This is a genomic window from Yersinia sp. 2553 StPb PI, assembly GCF_052217105.1.
Taxonomy (GTDB): domain Bacteria; phylum Pseudomonadota; class Gammaproteobacteria; order Enterobacterales; family Enterobacteriaceae; genus Yersinia; species Yersinia enterocolitica_E.
This window is the reverse complement of the sequence record NZ_JAZGPX010000002.1, coordinates 1,014,689-1,031,066: the sequence shown is the minus strand read 5'-3', so window position 1 is coordinate 1,031,066 and position 16,378 is coordinate 1,014,689. Positions and strand designations below refer to the sequence as shown.

The window sequence follows — 16,378 nt, the reverse complement described above, 5'->3', positions numbered from 1 at the left end:
CTGTAATTGTAAGGATACCCCAATGCTCCGCCGTTTCTTTTCTTATTATGCCCCGTACAAAGGGCTTTTTTATCTAGACTTTGGCTGTGCCATTTTGGCCGGGCTGCTGGAGCTGAGTTTCCCGATGGCGGTAAAACTGTTCATTGATAAATTACTTCCCAATCAAGATTGGGTGTTGATCGTTTGGGCGGCAACTGGCCTGTTGATGATTTATCTGCTCAATACTGCGCTAATGGCGATTGTTAACTACTGGGGGCACGCATTGGGTGTGGGTATCGAAACCGACATGCGTCGCCAGGCTTTTAGCCATCTGCAAAAATTATCATTTAGCTATTACGACAATATGAAGACCGGCCATATTATCACCCACGTCACCAAAGACCTTGAAGAGGTTGGAGAAATTGCCCACCACGGTCCTGAAGATCTTTTTATTGCCATTATGACCTTTATCGGTGCATTCATTTTGATGGCATCCGTCCATTTACCACTGGCGATGCTCACCATCATCATCGTACCCTTTATGACCTATCTGGTCAGCCGCTACGGTTCACAGATGACCGAAACCTGGCGCAAACTGTTTGGTCAAGTTGGCAATTTTAATGCCCGCATTGAGGAAAGTATCGGCGGTATTCGTGTCGTCAAAGCTTTCGCTAATGAATCTCATGAAAAGAAATTGTTCGCCGCAGATAACGAAAGCTACCGCACCACCAAATTGCGGGCTTACCGCATCATGACCACCAGTATGACTATGAGCTACCTCAGTACCCGTCTGGTGCAGTTAATTGTGATGGTTGCCGGTACCTGGTACGTCGTGCATGACCAGTTGAGTTACGGCGGTTTTGTCGGATTTCTGTTATTAGTTGAAGTGTTTTTTCGCCCGGTGGCGAAAATAACCTCAGTCCTGGAAAGTTATCCGAAAGGAATTGCCGGTTTTAAGCGATTCACTCAATTGATAGATACACTGCCTGATATTGTTGACCGACCAAACGCTCGCCCTGTTGGCCATTTGCATGGCGATATTTGTTATCACAATGTCAGTTTCGGTTATTCACCGCAGAATAAAATTTTCACCCATTTGAACCTGCAAATCCGGGCTGGCGAAACCGTGGCATTCGTCGGGCCATCGGGGGCGGGTAAAACCACGTTATGCTCACTGCTGCCCCGCTTTTATGAACTCGATGAGGGGGCAATCACGATTGATGGTATTGATATCCGTGATATGACTCAGCAATCATTGCGTAATAATATCGGTATTGTTCAGCAGGACGTTTTCTTATTCGGCGGATCTATCCGTGAGAATATTGCTTACGGTAAACTCGATGCCAGCGACGATGAAATAATGGTTGCAGCACAACAAGCCCGGCTAGATGAGTTGATTGAAAGCTTGCCTGATGGACTGGATACCGTTGTTGGTGAGCGCGGAGTGAAATTATCCGGTGGGCAGAAACAGCGCTTGTCAATTGCACGTATTTTCCTGAAAAATCCACCGATTTTGATTCTGGATGAAGCCACCTCCGCGCTTGATACTGCCACTGAACAAGCCATCCAGCTTGCGCTAACGGAATTATCACAAGGCAGAACGACGTTGGTGATTGCCCATCGCTTAGCCACAATTCAAAATGCCGATCGTATCATTGTGGTCGATAAGGAAGGGATTGTGGAACAGGGCGACCATTATGAATTGCTGGCCCGTAAAGGTGCCTATGCAAAATTGCATAATGCCCAGTTCAGTGCTGCCTGATACTCAGTAAAAACCCACCCGCTGATGGGCGCGAATGGTAAACTGAAGGAAAATTCAGCCAAAGCCATTCCATCGCGGGCTTAAATAGGGTACAAGGACGCCATGAAAATTCCAAAACGAATCCAACCGCTGGTTGATGACGGCTTGGTTGACGAAGTCATCCGTCGTTTGAAAAGTGGCAAAGAAGCTGATGTATACGTTGTCCGTTGTGGGCAGGATATCCGCTGCGCTAAAGTCTATAAAGAAGCTGAAAACCGCAGTTTCAAACAGGCTGTTCAGTATCAGGAAGGGCGTAAGGTTCGTAACAGTCGTGACGCGCGAGCCATGGCCAAAGGTTCTAAATTTGGCCGCAAGCAACAGGAAGAGACCTGGCAAACTGCCGAGGTGGATGCCTTGTACCTGCTCGCCAATGCCGGTGTTCGGGTACCTCAACCTTATGCATGCCTTGATGGTGTTTTATTGATGGAACTGGTCACCGATGCAGATGGCCTTGCCGCCCCCCGCCTGAGTGATGTGCCATTTAGCAGAGAACAAGCGCTGATTGACCATGCGTTGATGATCCAATATGTGGTACGGATGCTTTGCGCCGGTCTGGTTCATGGCGATTTATCAGAGTTTAATGTCTTAATTGATAAAGAGGGCCCGGTCATTATCGATTTACCGCAAGCCGTCAATGCTGCGGCGAACAATCATGCTAAAGCCATGCTGGAGCGGGATGTCGCAAACATGACACACTATTATGGCCAATACGCACCAGAACTGCTTAATCGTAAGTATGCCAAAGAGATGTGGGCACTTTATGAGGATGGTAAACTGCATCCAGAAACGCAACTGACTGGTGAGTTTGCAGAAAGCACCGAAGCAGCTGATGTTGAGGGTGTACTGGAGGAAATCAAAGCGGTTATAGCTGAAGAGCAAGAACGCCTGCGTGAAGCTCAGGATCACGACAACTAGACATTAACTATCCTAAATCGACTCTCTGTGGGGCAGTAATGACTCTCTTCCCTGCCCCACACGCTCTTTACGTATCAGTTCAGCACCACCGCTTCCACGCGGTTTTTCCCCGTGGTTTTCGCCCGATATAACGCTTTATCCGCAGCATCCGACAAGTCTGTCGCCGAAATAGACTCACCCGGCGCGGATACCGAAGCCACACCAATGCTGATGGTCACCCGCCCCTCTGGCGATATCCCATGGGGAATATCTAACTCCTCAATGGAGTGACGCATGCGCTCGGCAACCGCTTTCGCATCCGCCAGGGTACTGGGTGCTAGCAATACAATAAACTCCTCGCCGCCATAGCGCGCCAAAATGTCTGAACCACCACGAATAGATTTTGACAAAGTTTCGACAATGGATTTCAAACAAACATCCCCCATTGCATGACCATAAAGGTCGTTAAAGCTTTTGAAATTATCAAAATCGATCATCAACACAGACAGAGAACCGCCTTCGATCTGGTTTTTTTGCCAGATGTGCTGATAGATATCATCAAAGTGGCGACGATTGGCTACCCCAGTTAATACATCGGTTTGTGACAACGCCTTGAGGATCGATTCTGACTGTTTAAGTTCAGTAATATCGAAAAACGAGCCATACCAAATAACAGCCCCATCATCCTGAAGCGTCGGGAAAGACTCACCATGGAGCCAGTGTGTACCTTTGCCCGGCAACACCACGCGAAAATCGCAGCGCCAGACAGATAGATTCTGTTGAGAGATGGCTACCGCCTGTTTTAGCATATCCATATCGTCAGTATGCACGCGGCTAAACAGAGGGTTTTCCTCTCTGGGCACATACAAAACATCAGCCGGTGACAGAGCAAATATTTTCCTGACACCCTCGCTACAATATTTAAAATAAGATTTACCCTCTGCATCTAAATAATAAGCATAAATCATTGCTGGTAAATTCTTAGTTAAACGATCCATCATCTGCTTACTTTCTTCCAGCTTCATCAGCAGGAATTTTCTTTCCGAAACATCAGCAATCACACTAATATAACCCACGGTCTGGTTATTATCGGCAGTTATTTCATGGACACTAAGTGCTCCCCAGAAACGTTTCCCATCTTGGCGCTGATAACACCACTCGCTGGCATCACGCCGATTAAGCAATAAATAATCCAGCTCAGCTTGATCCTTACCAAACTCTGGAATGTGCAGTATATCCGAAATAGGGCTTCCCAAGACTTCATCTTTAGAATAGCCAAACATTCGCTCCGCACCCACATTAAATATGGTGATCCGACTATCTAAGTCGGTGGTAATAATCGCGACCTGTTTTTCCGCATTCAACAGTACATCCAGTTGAAGATTAGATAATTTATCTTTCCCATTCTCTCTCTTCACTGGTTCACCTTTACGGTGCTGACCAAATACTTTCCCAGTCAAAGCATTCAGGCAGTTATGATAAAAAGAAAATAAAGACATAAAGTAAATCACCTATAATTTAGAACAAGAAAAAATGAAATTATAACCAGTCTACTGATGGCGCTAATAATAACACTGTGAACTATAACATACACCAATGAATCAGTGTAGGTTTGGAATGATGATACTCTCTAATAGATAACTACAGACACTCAACTTGATAATATCATTACAAATCTCGCCAAGAAAACTGAAAGAACAATCCGTTATGGTGATGATGTATTCCTATTGAATAACTGGAGCGAGAATGAAGAAGTTACTGATGTTTTGTGGTGTATCAATGTTGCTATTGAATGCAGCCTCTAGCTTTGCCACACAACCTATTAATAAAGAAGCACAAAAACAATCGGGGGTGAGATGTAAACGCCCACCTGAACCGCCGAAAGACAAGAGTGGCCGCCCGTTGCCGCCAGCGAAAGAACATCATGATAGCCAACCAGCAAAAAACCAGCCGCAACATGATGGCAAGTATCCATGCCCTCCACCGCTATCAGATAAAAACCACAAAGTTTAAAATGTTATATTTATTAGTATCGCTAATAGTATTGTAGCAACAGATAAATTGAAAGCAGGCATATTTTGTTGCTCTGCTTTTTATTTCAAAATAAATAGCCATGTCATAGTTAATAAAGAAACAAAAAATATAAACAATTACTATTGATAGCTACGTTTACCAATCTTATATAAATCGCTATTAAATCTCTTTCATGCAAATCAGACACATAAGAGGAACGCTAGCAGAAAATAATAATCCGTCTTATCCCTCATCCCGATAATTTAAGCTTGGCGCTGGCAAGATATACCTTTATAGCTCATGCTAAATAACGAGATATAACTCTCATCCATGTAACAATAATATCAGTTGAAATTTAATATATAGATAAGGAAATAGTCATGTTCTATAAATCACTGCTTAAGAGTGTCATTGTGACACTCATGCGGCGTTGTTGAATAAATCGAACTTTTGGCCGTAGTTAGGATCAGATCACCACACTCCTGATCCTGCAGCGATATCACGTGGCAAAACAAAAGTTCAAAATCACCAACTGGGCCACCTACAACAAGGCGCTTGTCAATCGGGGCTCACTGACATTCTGGCTTGATGAGTCGGCCATTCAGGCCTGGTATGACGAGCCCAACACGTCTTTACGCGGTCGTCCGCAACGTTATTCTGAGCTGGCCATTTCAACCGTTCTGATGCTCAAACGCGTTTTTCGCCTCACACTTCGCGCTGCGCAGGGATTCATTGACTCCATCTTTACCCTAATGAAGCTCCCGCTCCGTTGCCCGGATTATTCCTGCGTCAGCAGGCGGGCTAAATCCGTCAGCATCCCTTTCAAAAACCCAACACGCGGTGAAATTGCCCATCTGGTTATCGATTCCACCGGCTTAAAAGTCTTCGGTGAGGGTGAGTGGAAGGTGAAAAAACACGGCCAGGAAAAGCGCCGCGTCTGGCGGAAACTGCACCTGGCGGTGGATGCTGATACGCATGAGATTATCTGCGCTGACCTGTCCCTAAACAACGTGACTGATGCAGAGGCATTCCCGGGGCTTATCCGTCAGACGCACAGGAAAATCAGGGCTGCCTGTGCCGACGGGGCTTATGACACAAAGCGGTGCCACGACGAGTTGCGGCGCAAGAAAATTAAGGCGCTTATCCCGCCGCGAACGCGCGCCGGCTACTGGCCGGTGGAGTATGCCGACAGAAATCAGGCGGTGGCGAGGCAACGGCTTACTGGGAGCAATGCGTACTGGAAATGGCACACGGCTTATAACCGGCGTTCAGTGGCCGAAACGGCGATGTACCGCGTAAAACAGCTGTTTGGTGGGCATCTTACGTTGAGGGATTACGATGCGCAGGTTGGAGAAACTATGGCCATGATCCGTGCCTTAAACAAAATGACGCGTGCAGGGATGCCAGAAAGTGTGCGGATTGCCTGAGGAAGTCAGTGACGAGAGGCGCTTTTATCTAAATCCGAATTATTCAACAAAGCCCACTCATGCTCGTAACCGTTAACACAGTATTCGCAGCATCATCACCCACCACCCCAACAGAAATGACCTGCAAAGAATTCCTTGATCTTAATCCGAAAAGTATGACCCCCGTCGCTTTCTGGATCCTAAACCGGGATATCCAGTATAAAAAAGGCGATAGCGTAGATTTCCAGGAAATAGACCAGGTCTACACACCAAAAGTGATTGATGTTTGTAAAAAATCACCGAACAAAAAAATTACTGAGATGAAAAAAGAGATTGAGTGGGCACCTAAGAAACCAATGTAATATAATTCTGAGCCTCACATTATTCAATGTGGGGCTAACATTATCTTTTGACTATTATTTGGGAAAAATAATCATGTTAAAGAAGATCATATTGATATCGCTACTGGCATTACCCGTCGACCAAGCATTGGCACTTGACTGCCAGAACGCACTGACACAACTGGATATAAACCAGTGCGCAAATTTAGATTATAAGAAAGCCGATACCGAACTAAACCGTATTTATAAACAAGTTTTGGCCAAAACCCCAGTTGCCCAAAGAGCATTATTAAAGAGTGCGCAACTTACTTGGATAAAATACCGTGACGCAGATTGTACCTTCCAATCCTCAGCCACCGAAGGCGGTTCAGTGCATCCTATGATTATCTCGGCTTGTTTGACCCACAAAACTGAAGCTCGCTCGGCAGAACTACAGTCATTCCTTGATTGTGCTGAAGGTGACCTAAGTTGCCCCTTATAGCGTGCTGTGATTAGCGTTGCCGAATAGTCGAGGGCGTTAGGCCATAGGCCACTTTAAAACAGTTACTGAAGTGGCTGGCAGAGCTGAAACCACACTCCAGGGCAATGTGAATAAGCGGCATCATGCTATGTCTTAATAGCTGGTCTGCGCGAGATAACCGCGCTTTCAACACAAATTGATGTGGTGACAGCCCAGTGCTCTGCTTAAACATCCGTGCGAAATGGAACTCACTCAACCCTGCCTGTTCAGCAAGATCTGACAACAGCAACGGCTGTGAAAGATGTTCGTCAATATACTCTTTCACCCGTTTTAACACTGCCGGAGACAACCCACCGCGAATTACGGGGATCGCCCACTGCAACTGGGTGTAATTTTTTAATAAATGGGTCATCAACAAGGTAGCAGCACTACTGAGGGCTAAATGATTGGCCTGTTCTTGCCAGTTACAATTCAGTAAAAATTGGCGATATAACAACGTTATTTGCGGATCTTCTGCGAAAATTCGTTCATCAACCTGAATTGACTGGGGGCTGCGCTCCCAAATTTGTTCAGCTAGCTGGCGCAGATGCTTATCGGTGCAATACAAATGTACAAATGACAGGTCATCCCGCACATCCCAACTGGATAAGCTGCCCTTTGGCATAATACAAAAACGATCCGGTCCACCGCCATTTTTCCAGCCAGCGCGCGTTTTGTGATAGCACTCATAGCCATCTGCAACATACAGGCTCAAGGTGTGGTGATCAGGGCTTTCTTGTGTAATACAGTCATCACGGTTAGACCAGGCTGCCAATTGAATACCCGAGCCGAGTTGCACACAATCATGCAAGCACGCTTTGTGTTCTTTTAGGGTTTCAAAGGCTTGATACCGTTCCAACATTGCGCTGACTTCCTTTCGGTACGCGGATGCAACCAGTTTAATGGCTTGCCAGACGGCAGACTATATTTTCCAGCGATTTATCGTAAAAATGCGCAAGATTTTGCAATTTAAAGCAAGCCGCTGAAAGCGCCTCTCCTTCCTATACCGGATACTGCTGTTTTCTAGCTGTGATGAGAAATAACGATGAACGCGCTGCTATATTTGTTAGTTGTACTGATCTGGGGAACGACCTGGATTGCCATTACCCTACAACAGCAAGGTGATGTTGCTATTACTGTGTCCATTTTTTATCGGTTTGTGCTGGCGGCCGGTGTCATGATGCTCGTTTTACTGCTCGCCCGCCGACTGCACCAGCTCACGGTGCGTGACCACCTTTTTTGTCTGGCACAAGGGGTTTGTGTCTTTGCTTTTAATTTTTACTGTTTTTATCATGCTGCGGCTTATATCAGTAGCGGCCTGGAATCGGTTATTTTCTCAATGGCGGTACTGTTTAATGCCATCAATGGCATGCTTTTCTTTCGCCAACGCCTTAGCCCTAACCTGCTGCCAGCCAGTATCCTCGGCATGATAGGTATTGTTGCTTTGTTCTGGCAAGATCTGACCGCCACACAAATAGCCCCGGAATTACTTAAAGGTATTGGCTTAAGTTTGCTGGGTACCTATGGTTTTTCTCTGGGTAATATGATCAGTAGCCGCCACCAACGCAAGGGATTGGATATTCTGTCAACCAATGCTTATGCCATGACTTATGGTGCGGCAGTGATGGGACTTTTCAGTATGATTCAACAACACTCTTTTACTCTCGAACTCACGCCACGTTACCTTGGCTCATTGTTGTATCTGGCTATCTTCGGTTCCGTGATTGCATTTGCCGCCTATTTCAGCTTGATTGGACGAATCGGAGCCAGTGGTGCGGCTTATAGTACCTTGTTATTTCCGCTGGTGGCCCTAACCATATCAACCTTCTATGAAGGCTATCACTGGCACCTGAATGCCATTATTGGTTTACTGCTCATCCTATTGGGTAATTTAGTGATGTTCTCACGCCCAGGCATGATGCAATCCTGGTTTAAGCGCCGCCATCATTGCCAGCCACAAAGATAACCAAGAAAGGCCGATCGTTATCTCATCGAGAGTTCTGATCGGCCTTGCTCATTTTATTTTGCGGTATCTAAAATGGGTTCACGTACAATGAATATGTAAGACAGAGCCCCGAGGACAGTAACGCAAGAACAGATGGTTAATGCCAGGCTAAATGAGTGAGTGGTATCAACTATCCAACCCGTTATCACCGGTGCAAATGATGCAAATATGAAACTGGCAAAATTCTGTATGCTGCCAACCGATGCAGTCATACGAGAAGAGACCGCGACATGTATAAGCCCCCAGCATGATGTCCCAGCGAAGTGAATACAGAACAGTGCCATGCCTATTAATATAACCGCACTCCCGGTAGTGTCAGCACGGACGACGACAGAGGTAAATGCCGCTGACAGCAACATACCGACCGCAATGCATATTTTGCGGCTTTTTAAAGGAGCCATACCCTGGCGGACCAGAAAATCGGTAACGAATCCATTACATAACATGCCTGCCGCGCCGAAAATAAAGGGAATAGAAGCAAACATGCCAGTGCTAGCAAGATTTAAATGATACGTTGTCTGCAAATAGCCCGGCAGCCATGCCAGATAGAGCCATGCAGTATAATTGACGCCACTGAAGCCCAGCATCATGCCCCACATAGTGCGATTACGGAATAAGCCACGCCATTCTTTAAAATTCATAGGCTTACGACTTACATTAACACTGCCTGCATCAAGATATTTTTGTTCTGCTTCGGTTAAATTGATACTGTCACGATTACGGTAAAGCAGATACCAACCGATAGAAAGTACGATCCCCAAAAGACCAATGGTAATAAACATCCCACGCCAACCGATAACCATCATCATGGCGGCCAGAATAGGTGGACTGATGGCTAAACCGATTGTCGACGCAGAATTAAATATCCCCATAGGCAGGCCACGTTCTTTAATATTGAACCAGTCATTTATCACCTTCACACCGCAAGGATTCATGGGTGCCTCACCGATACCTAACCCAATACGTACCAGAATAAATTGCGTAAAGGTATGAACAGCCCCGGATAGCGCCTGAAAGAATGACCATACAAACATGCCTAGCCCTAACATAATGCGCGGGCCTTTACGGTCTAACAACGGGCCACACGGCAGTTGAGCAATACCGTATGCCAGAGAAAATGCGGAAAGCAGAAAACCAATCTCCGTGGCACTTAGCCCTAGCTCTTCACGAATGGTTAAATTCGCTACAGATAAAGAACTACGGTCAAGAAAGTTAATGACTGCGGCCAAGAATAATAAAACCATCGATACGGTTTGAATTCTTTTAATACGACTAGAACGCTCTGTATGTAGTATAGCCTTGGGGGTTTCATCTGATGTTGGGTTTAATACACCCGCATCATTATTTATCACGACATTATTTTTTTCCACGCCCAGCTCCTGAACTTTATAATATATTCACATTGCGATTCATAAAAAAACCTGTCCGATATGAATCTATTAGGAAATAAAAATCTCAAGAAAAAAGACTTATTACAGCGTCAACTATAGAGAGAAAAGTTAACTGAAATTCAGATTAGTGTGGGCATTCTATATACAGCATATCTTTGTGATGAATACGTGAGATGATTAATAGTTTGCTGGATTTTATCTGTCCTTAATGGTTTTTTATGCGGTTTTTTATCTTAGTATGCGCTTTCAGCAATACTCTCTAGGTGGTTAATCATTCGCTGTATTGCGTGATCGAGCGAATCATTGATTGCTTAGCAGTATCCAGATGACGCCGTAACTCGCGCACCGCATCCAAATCATTGCGAAAGATTAACGCACTTAAAATCGCCATATGCTCTTCTATCGCCACGATATTGCGCTGCTTTAAATCGCTCTCATCCCATTGATAATGGAAGTGGAAAATAACTGAAATAATCTCCAGAGATTGATTAAAAAATGGGTTATTAGCGGCAGAAAGTATCAGGGTATGAAAATCACGATCTAACTGTGAAAACATGCGATAGCTGCTGCCAATGGTATCCCGCAATTGCCGATGGCGAGCCAATAGCTCTTTGGCTTGCAGCCAACGTTCATCACTATGTGCAAGATTTAAAAAGCGATTTAGCGCATGCGTTTCCAACATTTCACGTAACTCAAATAATTTTTCAGCATAGTTTTGATCAAATTTTTTCATGCTCCACTGACCACGGCGGATATTAACAATGAGGTCATAACGACAAAAACGCAGTAAGAACTCACGAACCACCACGGCGCTGACATTGGCGGCACGAGCAAGTTGTAACTCTGAAAATGAATCTCCTGCACGAAGCTGACGTTGATTAATCATCTGAAAAAAAGCACGTTCAAATACGTCGGCCTGAGCGTCTGGTGACTGACTGATACAATCAAAACCGTCCTCTGATTGGGGTGTTCTGACAATAATGTAGTAGTCGCCGACCTTCTCCAACACGCCACAGTGATCTAAATGACTCAGGGTATTACGCACAGTTGTCCGGCTGATACTGTACATTTCCGCTAGGGAAGCTTGAGAAGGAAGTGGTGATGTAATATGCCCTTTGGCAATAGCGTCGATCATCTGATTGATGACATTGTGACGAAGATTTTGTGTTCTGCTCATGATTATCCTTAGCTGTTTTTTATTCATTTAAAACCAATTTAAAACAGAATAATTCGTCATCCCTCACAAATATCACATTCGATTTAAACCTGGTTGTGATTTTTAATGAATATCAAACCTCACCTTTTGGAGGAATAGTCATGACCACGATGAATACTTTAGTTTGCCTTGAACCAACCAAACTTATTTATCAAAAACGAACTCAACCGTTACCGAGAATTAATGAAGCCTTAATAAAGGTTTTAAATGTTGGTATTTGTGGCACAGATATACATGCCTGGGCAGGTAATCAACCGTTCTTTAGTTATCCCCGAGTATTGGGTCATGAAATTTGTGGCGAAATAATAGCGCTAGGGGATAACGTCAATAATATGCATGCCGGGCAACGCGTTGCCGTTATTCCTTATGTTGCTTGCCAGCACTGTAATTCCTGTCTCAGCGGTAAAACCAATTGCTGCGAAAACATTTCTGTTATTGGCGTCCATCAAGACGGGGGTTTCAGTGAGTATTTATCCGTCCCAGTCAGTAATTTATTGGTGGTCGACGATGTAGATCCCGTCTCGGCTGCATTGATTGAACCTTTTGCCATCAGCGCCCATGCTGTGCGCCGTGCCGATGTTCATCCTGATGAGCATGTTTTGGTGGTCGGTGCTGGCCCAATTGGCTTGGGTGTGGCCGCCATTGCGCAAGCCGATGGTGCCTATGTAGTGATGGCCGACACCAGTGCACAACGCCGTGAACATGTAGAAAACCTGTTGGATATCCGGACATTAGATCCCAGTGATGCCGGATTTGAGCAAAATTTACGCCAGCAATTTGCTGGCATGTTGCCACTAAAAGTTATTGATGCCACAGGTAACCAACGAGCAATGAATAACACCCTCAACTTTATCCGTCACGGGGGCAGCATTGTATTTGTGGGCTTATTCAAAGGTGATCTCAGTTTCCCTGATCCTGACTTCCATAAGAAAGAGACCACCATGATGGGCAGCAGAAATGCCACCTTTGAGGATTTTGACAAAGTGGGGAAATTAATGGCCGCTGGCAAATTATCGGCGGACATGATCCTGACACATCGTTTTGAATTCAATACCTTGGCAGATATTTATGAACAGCAGGTCGTGAAGAATAAAGATCTTATCAAAGGCGTTATTCAATTCTGATCTCACTCATTTTAAGGATATAACACCATGCTAACGTTAAACCGCGAAAACTTTCCTGGCCGTACTCACCCAGATAAAGTGATTCAATTTGGTGAAGGAAACTTCCTGCGCGCCTTTGTCGATTGGCAATTGGACCGACTAAATGAACATACCGACCTTAATGCCGGTGTCGTAGTGGTCCGCCCGATTAACAGTGATTTCCCCCCATCACTTAATACTCAGGATGGCTTATACACCACAATTATTCGCGGTTTAAACGAACAAGGTGAGAAAGTCAGTGATGCACGCATCATTCGCTCGGTTAACCGCGAAATCAATATTTATCAGGACTTTGACAGCTACCTCGCCCTCGCCCGTAATGAAGATATTCGCTGGGTGTTCTCCAATACTACGGAGGCTGGGATAAGTTATCTGGAAGATGATAAGTTTAGTGATACGCCTCCCGCCAGTTATCCTGCGAAATTAACGCGGCTCATGTTTGAGCGCTTTCAACATTTTTCCGGGGCAGCCGATAAGGGGTGGGTGCTATTGCCATGTGAGTTGATCGATTATAACGGCGAAGCATTGCTGGAGTTAGTCCTACGCTATGCGCAGTGCTGGAATTTAGGCGAAGGTTTCAGTCAATGGTTATTACAGCACAATACGTTTTGCTCTACATTGGTCGATCGTATCGTGACCGGCTATCCCCGTGATGAAGCTGTCGCCCTGGAAAACCACCTGGGTTATCACGATGCATTCCTCGATACCGCAGAACACTTTTACCTGTTGGTGATCCAAGGACCGCAATCATTAGCGCAGGAACTGCGTCTGAATCAATACCCACTAAACATTCGAATCGTCGATGATATTAAGCCCTATAAAGAACGCAAAGTGGCAATTCTCAATGGGGCTCATACCGCATTGGTGCCGGTCGCATTTCTGGCGGGTTTAAATACAGTCGGCGAGGCCATGGCCGACACGCAAATCAGTCAATTCGTCGCACAACTGATCAGCGAAGAGATTATTCCAGTCTTGGATTTACCCGCGGATGAGCTACAAACCTTTGCTCAAGCCGTGTTGAGCCGTTTTCGTAACCCGTTTATTCAGCACCAACTGCTGTCTATTGCCCTCAATAGCATGACCAAATTCCGTACCCGTATTTTGCCTCAGTTGCTCTCCAGCCAGCAAAATAACGGGCAGTTACCGCCACGACTCACCTTTGCCTTTGCCGCCTTACTGATGTTTTATCGAGGAAAACGTGACGATGAATGTTTTGCATTACAGGATGATGCCCACTGGCTAAATTGTTTCGCCTCTATGTGGCACGACGTTGACGCCGGTTCACTGCCGATGGAGGGATTAGTGCGATTGGTATTAGCCGACGCCACCCATTGGGGGCAAGACCTCAATCACATCCCGCAGCTCACCAATAGCATTACTGAACAGTTGCAAACAATTAAACGTGTGGGGATGCGAGCTGCTTTAGCCGCTTACCGTTAAATATGTTTATCCGGGCAGATGATTTTATTTTCTGCCCGCCATCTAGTGCAGTCACCGTGCGGTTTAAGCACCATCGTGATGGATAAACTCAATACCATACAACCCACCAATAGCATTGATGGTTTCTAATAGATGCGCACCATCCGCTTGATGCGGGACGGTATCGCTCGCGGCTGAATGCGCTGGCCACCACAGGGGAAGCCCGATAAACCATGCTGTAATCTTAGCCATTGCTACCTCTGCGTTATTTATCTAGCGGGATGAAACTGATGCTTTAAGGGTAGATGCTGCCGCGCGCAAAGGTGAAATAACGATTATGGCTTTGGATATGCCAAATTTATCTATGAAGGCCAAAACTTAAGATAAAAATTAATAATTATGCATTTTAAAGATGCCAGCCATCAGCCAAGGCGTTATCTTAATTAGACATTCGCCCTGAAGGAGTTTCGCATGTTTGTTGTCAGTCTGACTTACCATCAACCTATCGATGTGGTCGAAGCACTCACTGAAAGTCATAAAGAGTGGTTGAAAAAGTACTATACACAAGGTGTTTTTATCGCATCAGGCCGTAAAGTGCCGCGTACCGGTGGCATTATTTTGGCCAAAAGTATTGCCCGTGAAGAGCTGGATAAGATATTGGCCGAAGATCCGTTTAATGCGGTTGCCGATTATAGCGTGACCGAGTTTATCGCCTCCATGGCTATCGAGTCGGTGGAAGCGTTGAAAACTCTGTGATGCTTTTATGCGATAAATCCTAACAGCAGCTATGGTTGATGCCATGGCTGCTGTTACAACGTATTGGTAGTTAATTCTGCCCGCTGTTGTCGTTGCGCCATAATACGGTGCAGATTGGCCTCAAGCCATACAGTCAGCCCTTCCACCTGCTCCTGAATCTCTTTCCCCAACGGCGTTAATTTATATTCCACATGAGGTGGTACTACCGGATAAGCAATACGCTCAACAAAACCATCTTCTTCAAGGTGTTGCAGAGTTTGTGCCAGCATCTTTTCACTAACACCGCCAATCTTTCTGCGCAACGCACTGAAACGCAGAGTCTCATTGCTTAACGCAATCAAGGCTAACACCCCCCAACGGCTGGTTACGCGCTTGAGCACTTCTCTTGAGGGACAATCAGCATTGAGTAATTCACCCCGCCGAACTTGTTCGGGAAACGAAACAGTGTGACTCAAATTTTGCGGCTCTATTATTTTCATACTAACCTTTTGGTGCGTACTTACGTAAAGTTAGTATATTGCATATGATGAACTTAAGGGCAACTTTCTGGCCAATTATGCGGTTTTATTCTTTGCCAACTGTCTGTCATCTTTCTCATAACATCAAATCTGGAGTGTCATTATGATCGCAGTAACCGGTGCCACAGGCCAATTGGGCCGCCTTGTTATCAATGCATTACTTAAAAAAGTGCCAGCCAGTGAGATTATTGCTGCGGTACGTACCCCGGACAAAGCCCACGAGCTGGCGGCGTTAGGTGTTCAAATCCGCAAAGCTGACTATAGCCAGCCAGCCACGCTGGATACCGCCTTTCAAGGTGTTGATAAACTACTGTTAATTTCATCGAGTGAAGTGGGTCAGCGTATTGCCCAACATAGCGCCGTGATCGCGGCGGCCAAGCGTGCAGGTGTTAAATTGTTGGCATATACCAGTTTGTTACATGCGGATAAAAGCCCACTGGGGTTAGGCGAAGAACACCGGGCCACCGAAGCACTATTACGTGAATCAGGTCTGCCCGTGGTGTTATTGCGTAACGGCTGGTATACCGAGAACTATGCAGCAAGTATCGCGCCAGCCCTGGCACACGGCGCATTTATCGGCGCAGTAGCTGAGGGGCGTATCGCCTCTGCCGCACGTGAAGACTATGCCGAAGCGGCCGCTGTGGTGCTAACGCAGGGAAACCAGGCGGGTAAAGTTTACGAATTAGCCGGTGACGATATCTATACACTGGCTGAATTCTCGGCAGAAATTGCCCGCCAGTCAGGTAAAGCTGTGGTGTACCACGATTTGTCTGAAGCCGATTTCAAGCAAGCATTGCTCGATGCCGGTTTACCTGATGTTTTCGCCAGCCTATTAGCAGATTCTGATGCTGGCGCAGCTAAAGGGGGGCTGTTTGATGACAGTCATACATTGAGCAAACTGATTGGCCGACCGCCAACGCCTTATGCAGATGTCATTGCAGCAACGCTAGCGACACGTTAAATCTATTCAAATATTC

General features: G+C 45.8%; 17 protein-coding genes. 11 read left to right on the top strand and 6 right to left on the bottom strand.

Annotation, left to right across the window (positions count from 1 at the left end):
- The first annotated feature begins 22 nt into the window (after positions 1–22).
- Positions 23–1,741 (top strand): ABC transporter ATP-binding protein, encoded by a 1,719-nt coding sequence (locus V2A84_RS05950; protein WP_442820809.1) that lies wholly within the window; start codon positions 23–25, stop codon positions 1,739–1,741.
- Between the two features lie 102 nt (positions 1,742–1,843).
- Positions 1,844–2,695 carry a PA4780 family RIO1-like protein kinase gene (locus tag V2A84_RS05945; protein ID WP_083158573.1) on the top strand — a complete coding sequence of 284 codons (852 nt, stop codon included), beginning with the start codon at positions 1,844–1,846 and terminating at the stop codon, positions 2,693–2,695.
- A gap of 74 nt (positions 2,696–2,769) precedes the next feature.
- Here the strand turns inward: V2A84_RS05945 and V2A84_RS05940 are convergent, their stop codons facing one another.
- Positions 2,770–4,173 (bottom strand): sensor domain-containing diguanylate cyclase, encoded by a 1,404-nt coding sequence (locus V2A84_RS05940; protein WP_193784643.1) that lies wholly within the window; start codon positions 4,171–4,173, stop codon positions 2,770–2,772.
- 247 nt (positions 4,174–4,420) lie between these two features.
- On the opposite strand from V2A84_RS05940, the gene V2A84_RS05935 reads away from it, so the two are divergent.
- From V2A84_RS05935 to V2A84_RS05920, 4 genes are all read left to right on the top strand, one after another.
- The gene (locus V2A84_RS05935) at positions 4,421–4,687 is read left to right on the top strand and encodes a hypothetical protein (protein WP_083158572.1); all 267 of its coding nucleotides are present in this window, start codon (positions 4,421–4,423) and stop codon (positions 4,685–4,687) included.
- 503 nt (positions 4,688–5,190) lie between these two features.
- Complete coding sequence (locus tag V2A84_RS05930; protein WP_226717630.1) at positions 5,191–6,114, top strand: IS5 family transposase; 924 nt, start codon at positions 5,191–5,193, stop codon at positions 6,112–6,114.
- A gap of 59 nt (positions 6,115–6,173) precedes the next feature.
- The gene (hdeB, locus tag V2A84_RS05925; RefSeq protein WP_442848651.1) at positions 6,174–6,455 is read left to right on the top strand and encodes an acid-activated periplasmic chaperone HdeB; all 282 of its coding nucleotides are present in this window, start codon (positions 6,174–6,176) and stop codon (positions 6,453–6,455) included.
- Between the two features lie 73 nt (positions 6,456–6,528).
- Positions 6,529–6,915 (top strand): lysozyme inhibitor LprI family protein, encoded by a 387-nt coding sequence (locus tag V2A84_RS05920; RefSeq protein WP_372569271.1) that lies wholly within the window; start codon positions 6,529–6,531, stop codon positions 6,913–6,915.
- A gap of 10 nt (positions 6,916–6,925) precedes the next feature.
- On the opposite strand, the gene V2A84_RS05915 is transcribed toward V2A84_RS05920, so the two are convergent.
- Positions 6,926–7,795 (bottom strand): helix-turn-helix domain-containing protein, encoded by an 870-nt coding sequence (locus V2A84_RS05915; protein ID WP_083158569.1) that lies wholly within the window; start codon positions 7,793–7,795, stop codon positions 6,926–6,928.
- A 183-nt stretch (positions 7,796–7,978) separates the two neighbouring features.
- On the opposite strand from V2A84_RS05915, the gene V2A84_RS05910 reads away from it, so the two are divergent.
- Positions 7,979–8,899: a DMT family transporter gene (locus V2A84_RS05910; protein ID WP_083158568.1), complete on the top strand. Its 921-nt coding sequence runs from the start codon at positions 7,979–7,981 to the stop codon at positions 8,897–8,899.
- Positions 8,900–8,952: 53 nt separating this feature from the next.
- Here the strand turns inward: V2A84_RS05910 and V2A84_RS05905 are convergent, their stop codons facing one another.
- Positions 8,953–10,182, bottom strand: a complete 1,230-nt coding sequence (locus V2A84_RS05905; protein ID WP_372569887.1) for an MFS transporter — start codon at positions 10,180–10,182, stop codon at positions 8,953–8,955.
- A 418-nt stretch (positions 10,183–10,600) separates the two neighbouring features.
- Complete coding sequence (locus V2A84_RS05900) at positions 10,601–11,506, bottom strand: GntR family transcriptional regulator (RefSeq protein WP_083158567.1); 906 nt, start codon at positions 11,504–11,506, stop codon at positions 10,601–10,603.
- Between the two features lie 140 nt (positions 11,507–11,646).
- Here V2A84_RS05900 and V2A84_RS05895 point away from each other — a divergent pair, with 140 nt between their 5' ends.
- Positions 11,647–12,669: a zinc-binding alcohol dehydrogenase family protein gene (locus V2A84_RS05895; protein WP_083158566.1), complete on the top strand. Its 1,023-nt coding sequence runs from the start codon at positions 11,647–11,649 to the stop codon at positions 12,667–12,669.
- A 27-nt stretch (positions 12,670–12,696) separates the two neighbouring features.
- Positions 12,697–14,148 (top strand): tagaturonate reductase, encoded by a 1,452-nt coding sequence (locus tag V2A84_RS05890; RefSeq protein ID WP_083158565.1) that lies wholly within the window; start codon positions 12,697–12,699, stop codon positions 14,146–14,148.
- A 63-nt stretch (positions 14,149–14,211) separates the two neighbouring features.
- Here V2A84_RS05890 and V2A84_RS05885 read toward each other — a convergent pair whose 3' ends face one another.
- Positions 14,212–14,379 carry a hypothetical protein gene (locus V2A84_RS05885; protein ID WP_193784642.1) on the bottom strand — a complete coding sequence of 56 codons (168 nt, stop codon included), beginning with the start codon at positions 14,377–14,379 and terminating at the stop codon, positions 14,212–14,214.
- A 219-nt stretch (positions 14,380–14,598) separates the two neighbouring features.
- Between V2A84_RS05885 and V2A84_RS05880 the strand changes: the two genes are divergently transcribed.
- On the top strand, positions 14,599–14,883 hold the full coding sequence (locus tag V2A84_RS05880) for a YciI family protein (protein WP_083158564.1): 285 nt from the start codon (positions 14,599–14,601) through the stop codon (positions 14,881–14,883).
- 53 nt (positions 14,884–14,936) lie between these two features.
- Here the strand turns inward: V2A84_RS05880 and V2A84_RS05875 are convergent, their stop codons facing one another.
- Entirely contained in the window at positions 14,937–15,362 is a 426-nt protein-coding gene (locus V2A84_RS05875; RefSeq protein WP_083158563.1) for a winged helix-turn-helix transcriptional regulator, read from the bottom strand.
- A gap of 142 nt (positions 15,363–15,504) precedes the next feature.
- Here V2A84_RS05875 and V2A84_RS05870 point away from each other — a divergent pair, with 142 nt between their 5' ends.
- Positions 15,505–16,362 carry an SDR family oxidoreductase gene (locus V2A84_RS05870; RefSeq protein WP_083158562.1) on the top strand — a complete coding sequence of 286 codons (858 nt, stop codon included), beginning with the start codon at positions 15,505–15,507 and terminating at the stop codon, positions 16,360–16,362.
- Positions 16,363–16,378 lie beyond the last annotated feature (16 nt).

What these genes read in the sequence shown, in the direction of transcription:
- hdeB (WP_442848651.1), top strand. Translation starts at nt 6,174, where the DNA reads ATGCTCGTAACCGTTAACACAGTATTCGCAGCATCATCACCCACCACC.
- V2A84_RS05935 (WP_083158572.1), top strand. Translation starts at nt 4,421, where the DNA reads ATGAAGAAGTTACTGATGTTTTGTGGTGTATCAATGTTGCTATTGAAT.
- V2A84_RS05920 (WP_372569271.1), top strand. Translation starts at nt 6,529, where the DNA reads ATGTTAAAGAAGATCATATTGATATCGCTACTGGCATTACCCGTCGAC.
- V2A84_RS05885 (WP_193784642.1), bottom strand. Translation starts at nt 14,379, where the DNA reads ATGGCTAAGATTACAGCATGGTTTATCGGGCTTCCCCTGTGGTGGCCA.
- V2A84_RS05910 (WP_083158568.1), top strand. Translation starts at nt 7,979, where the DNA reads ATGAACGCGCTGCTATATTTGTTAGTTGTACTGATCTGGGGAACGACC.
- V2A84_RS05890 (WP_083158565.1), top strand. Translation starts at nt 12,697, where the DNA reads ATGCTAACGTTAAACCGCGAAAACTTTCCTGGCCGTACTCACCCAGAT.
- V2A84_RS05940 (WP_193784643.1), bottom strand. Translation starts at nt 4,173, where the DNA reads ATGTCTTTATTTTCTTTTTATCATAACTGCCTGAATGCTTTGACTGGG.
- V2A84_RS05905 (WP_372569887.1), bottom strand. Translation starts at nt 10,182, where the DNA reads ATGGTTTTATTATTCTTGGCCGCAGTCATTAACTTTCTTGACCGTAGT.
- V2A84_RS05900 (WP_083158567.1), bottom strand. Translation starts at nt 11,506, where the DNA reads ATGAGCAGAACACAAAATCTTCGTCACAATGTCATCAATCAGATGATC.
- V2A84_RS05870 (WP_083158562.1), top strand. Translation starts at nt 15,505, where the DNA reads ATGATCGCAGTAACCGGTGCCACAGGCCAATTGGGCCGCCTTGTTATC.
- V2A84_RS05895 (WP_083158566.1), top strand. Translation starts at nt 11,647, where the DNA reads ATGACCACGATGAATACTTTAGTTTGCCTTGAACCAACCAAACTTATT.
- V2A84_RS05950 (WP_442820809.1), top strand. Translation starts at nt 23, where the DNA reads ATGCTCCGCCGTTTCTTTTCTTATTATGCCCCGTACAAAGGGCTTTTT.
- V2A84_RS05875 (WP_083158563.1), bottom strand. Translation starts at nt 15,362, where the DNA reads ATGAAAATAATAGAGCCGCAAAATTTGAGTCACACTGTTTCGTTTCCC.
- V2A84_RS05880 (WP_083158564.1), top strand. Translation starts at nt 14,599, where the DNA reads ATGTTTGTTGTCAGTCTGACTTACCATCAACCTATCGATGTGGTCGAA.
- V2A84_RS05945 (WP_083158573.1), top strand. Translation starts at nt 1,844, where the DNA reads ATGAAAATTCCAAAACGAATCCAACCGCTGGTTGATGACGGCTTGGTT.
- V2A84_RS05915 (WP_083158569.1), bottom strand. Translation starts at nt 7,795, where the DNA reads ATGTTGGAACGGTATCAAGCCTTTGAAACCCTAAAAGAACACAAAGCG.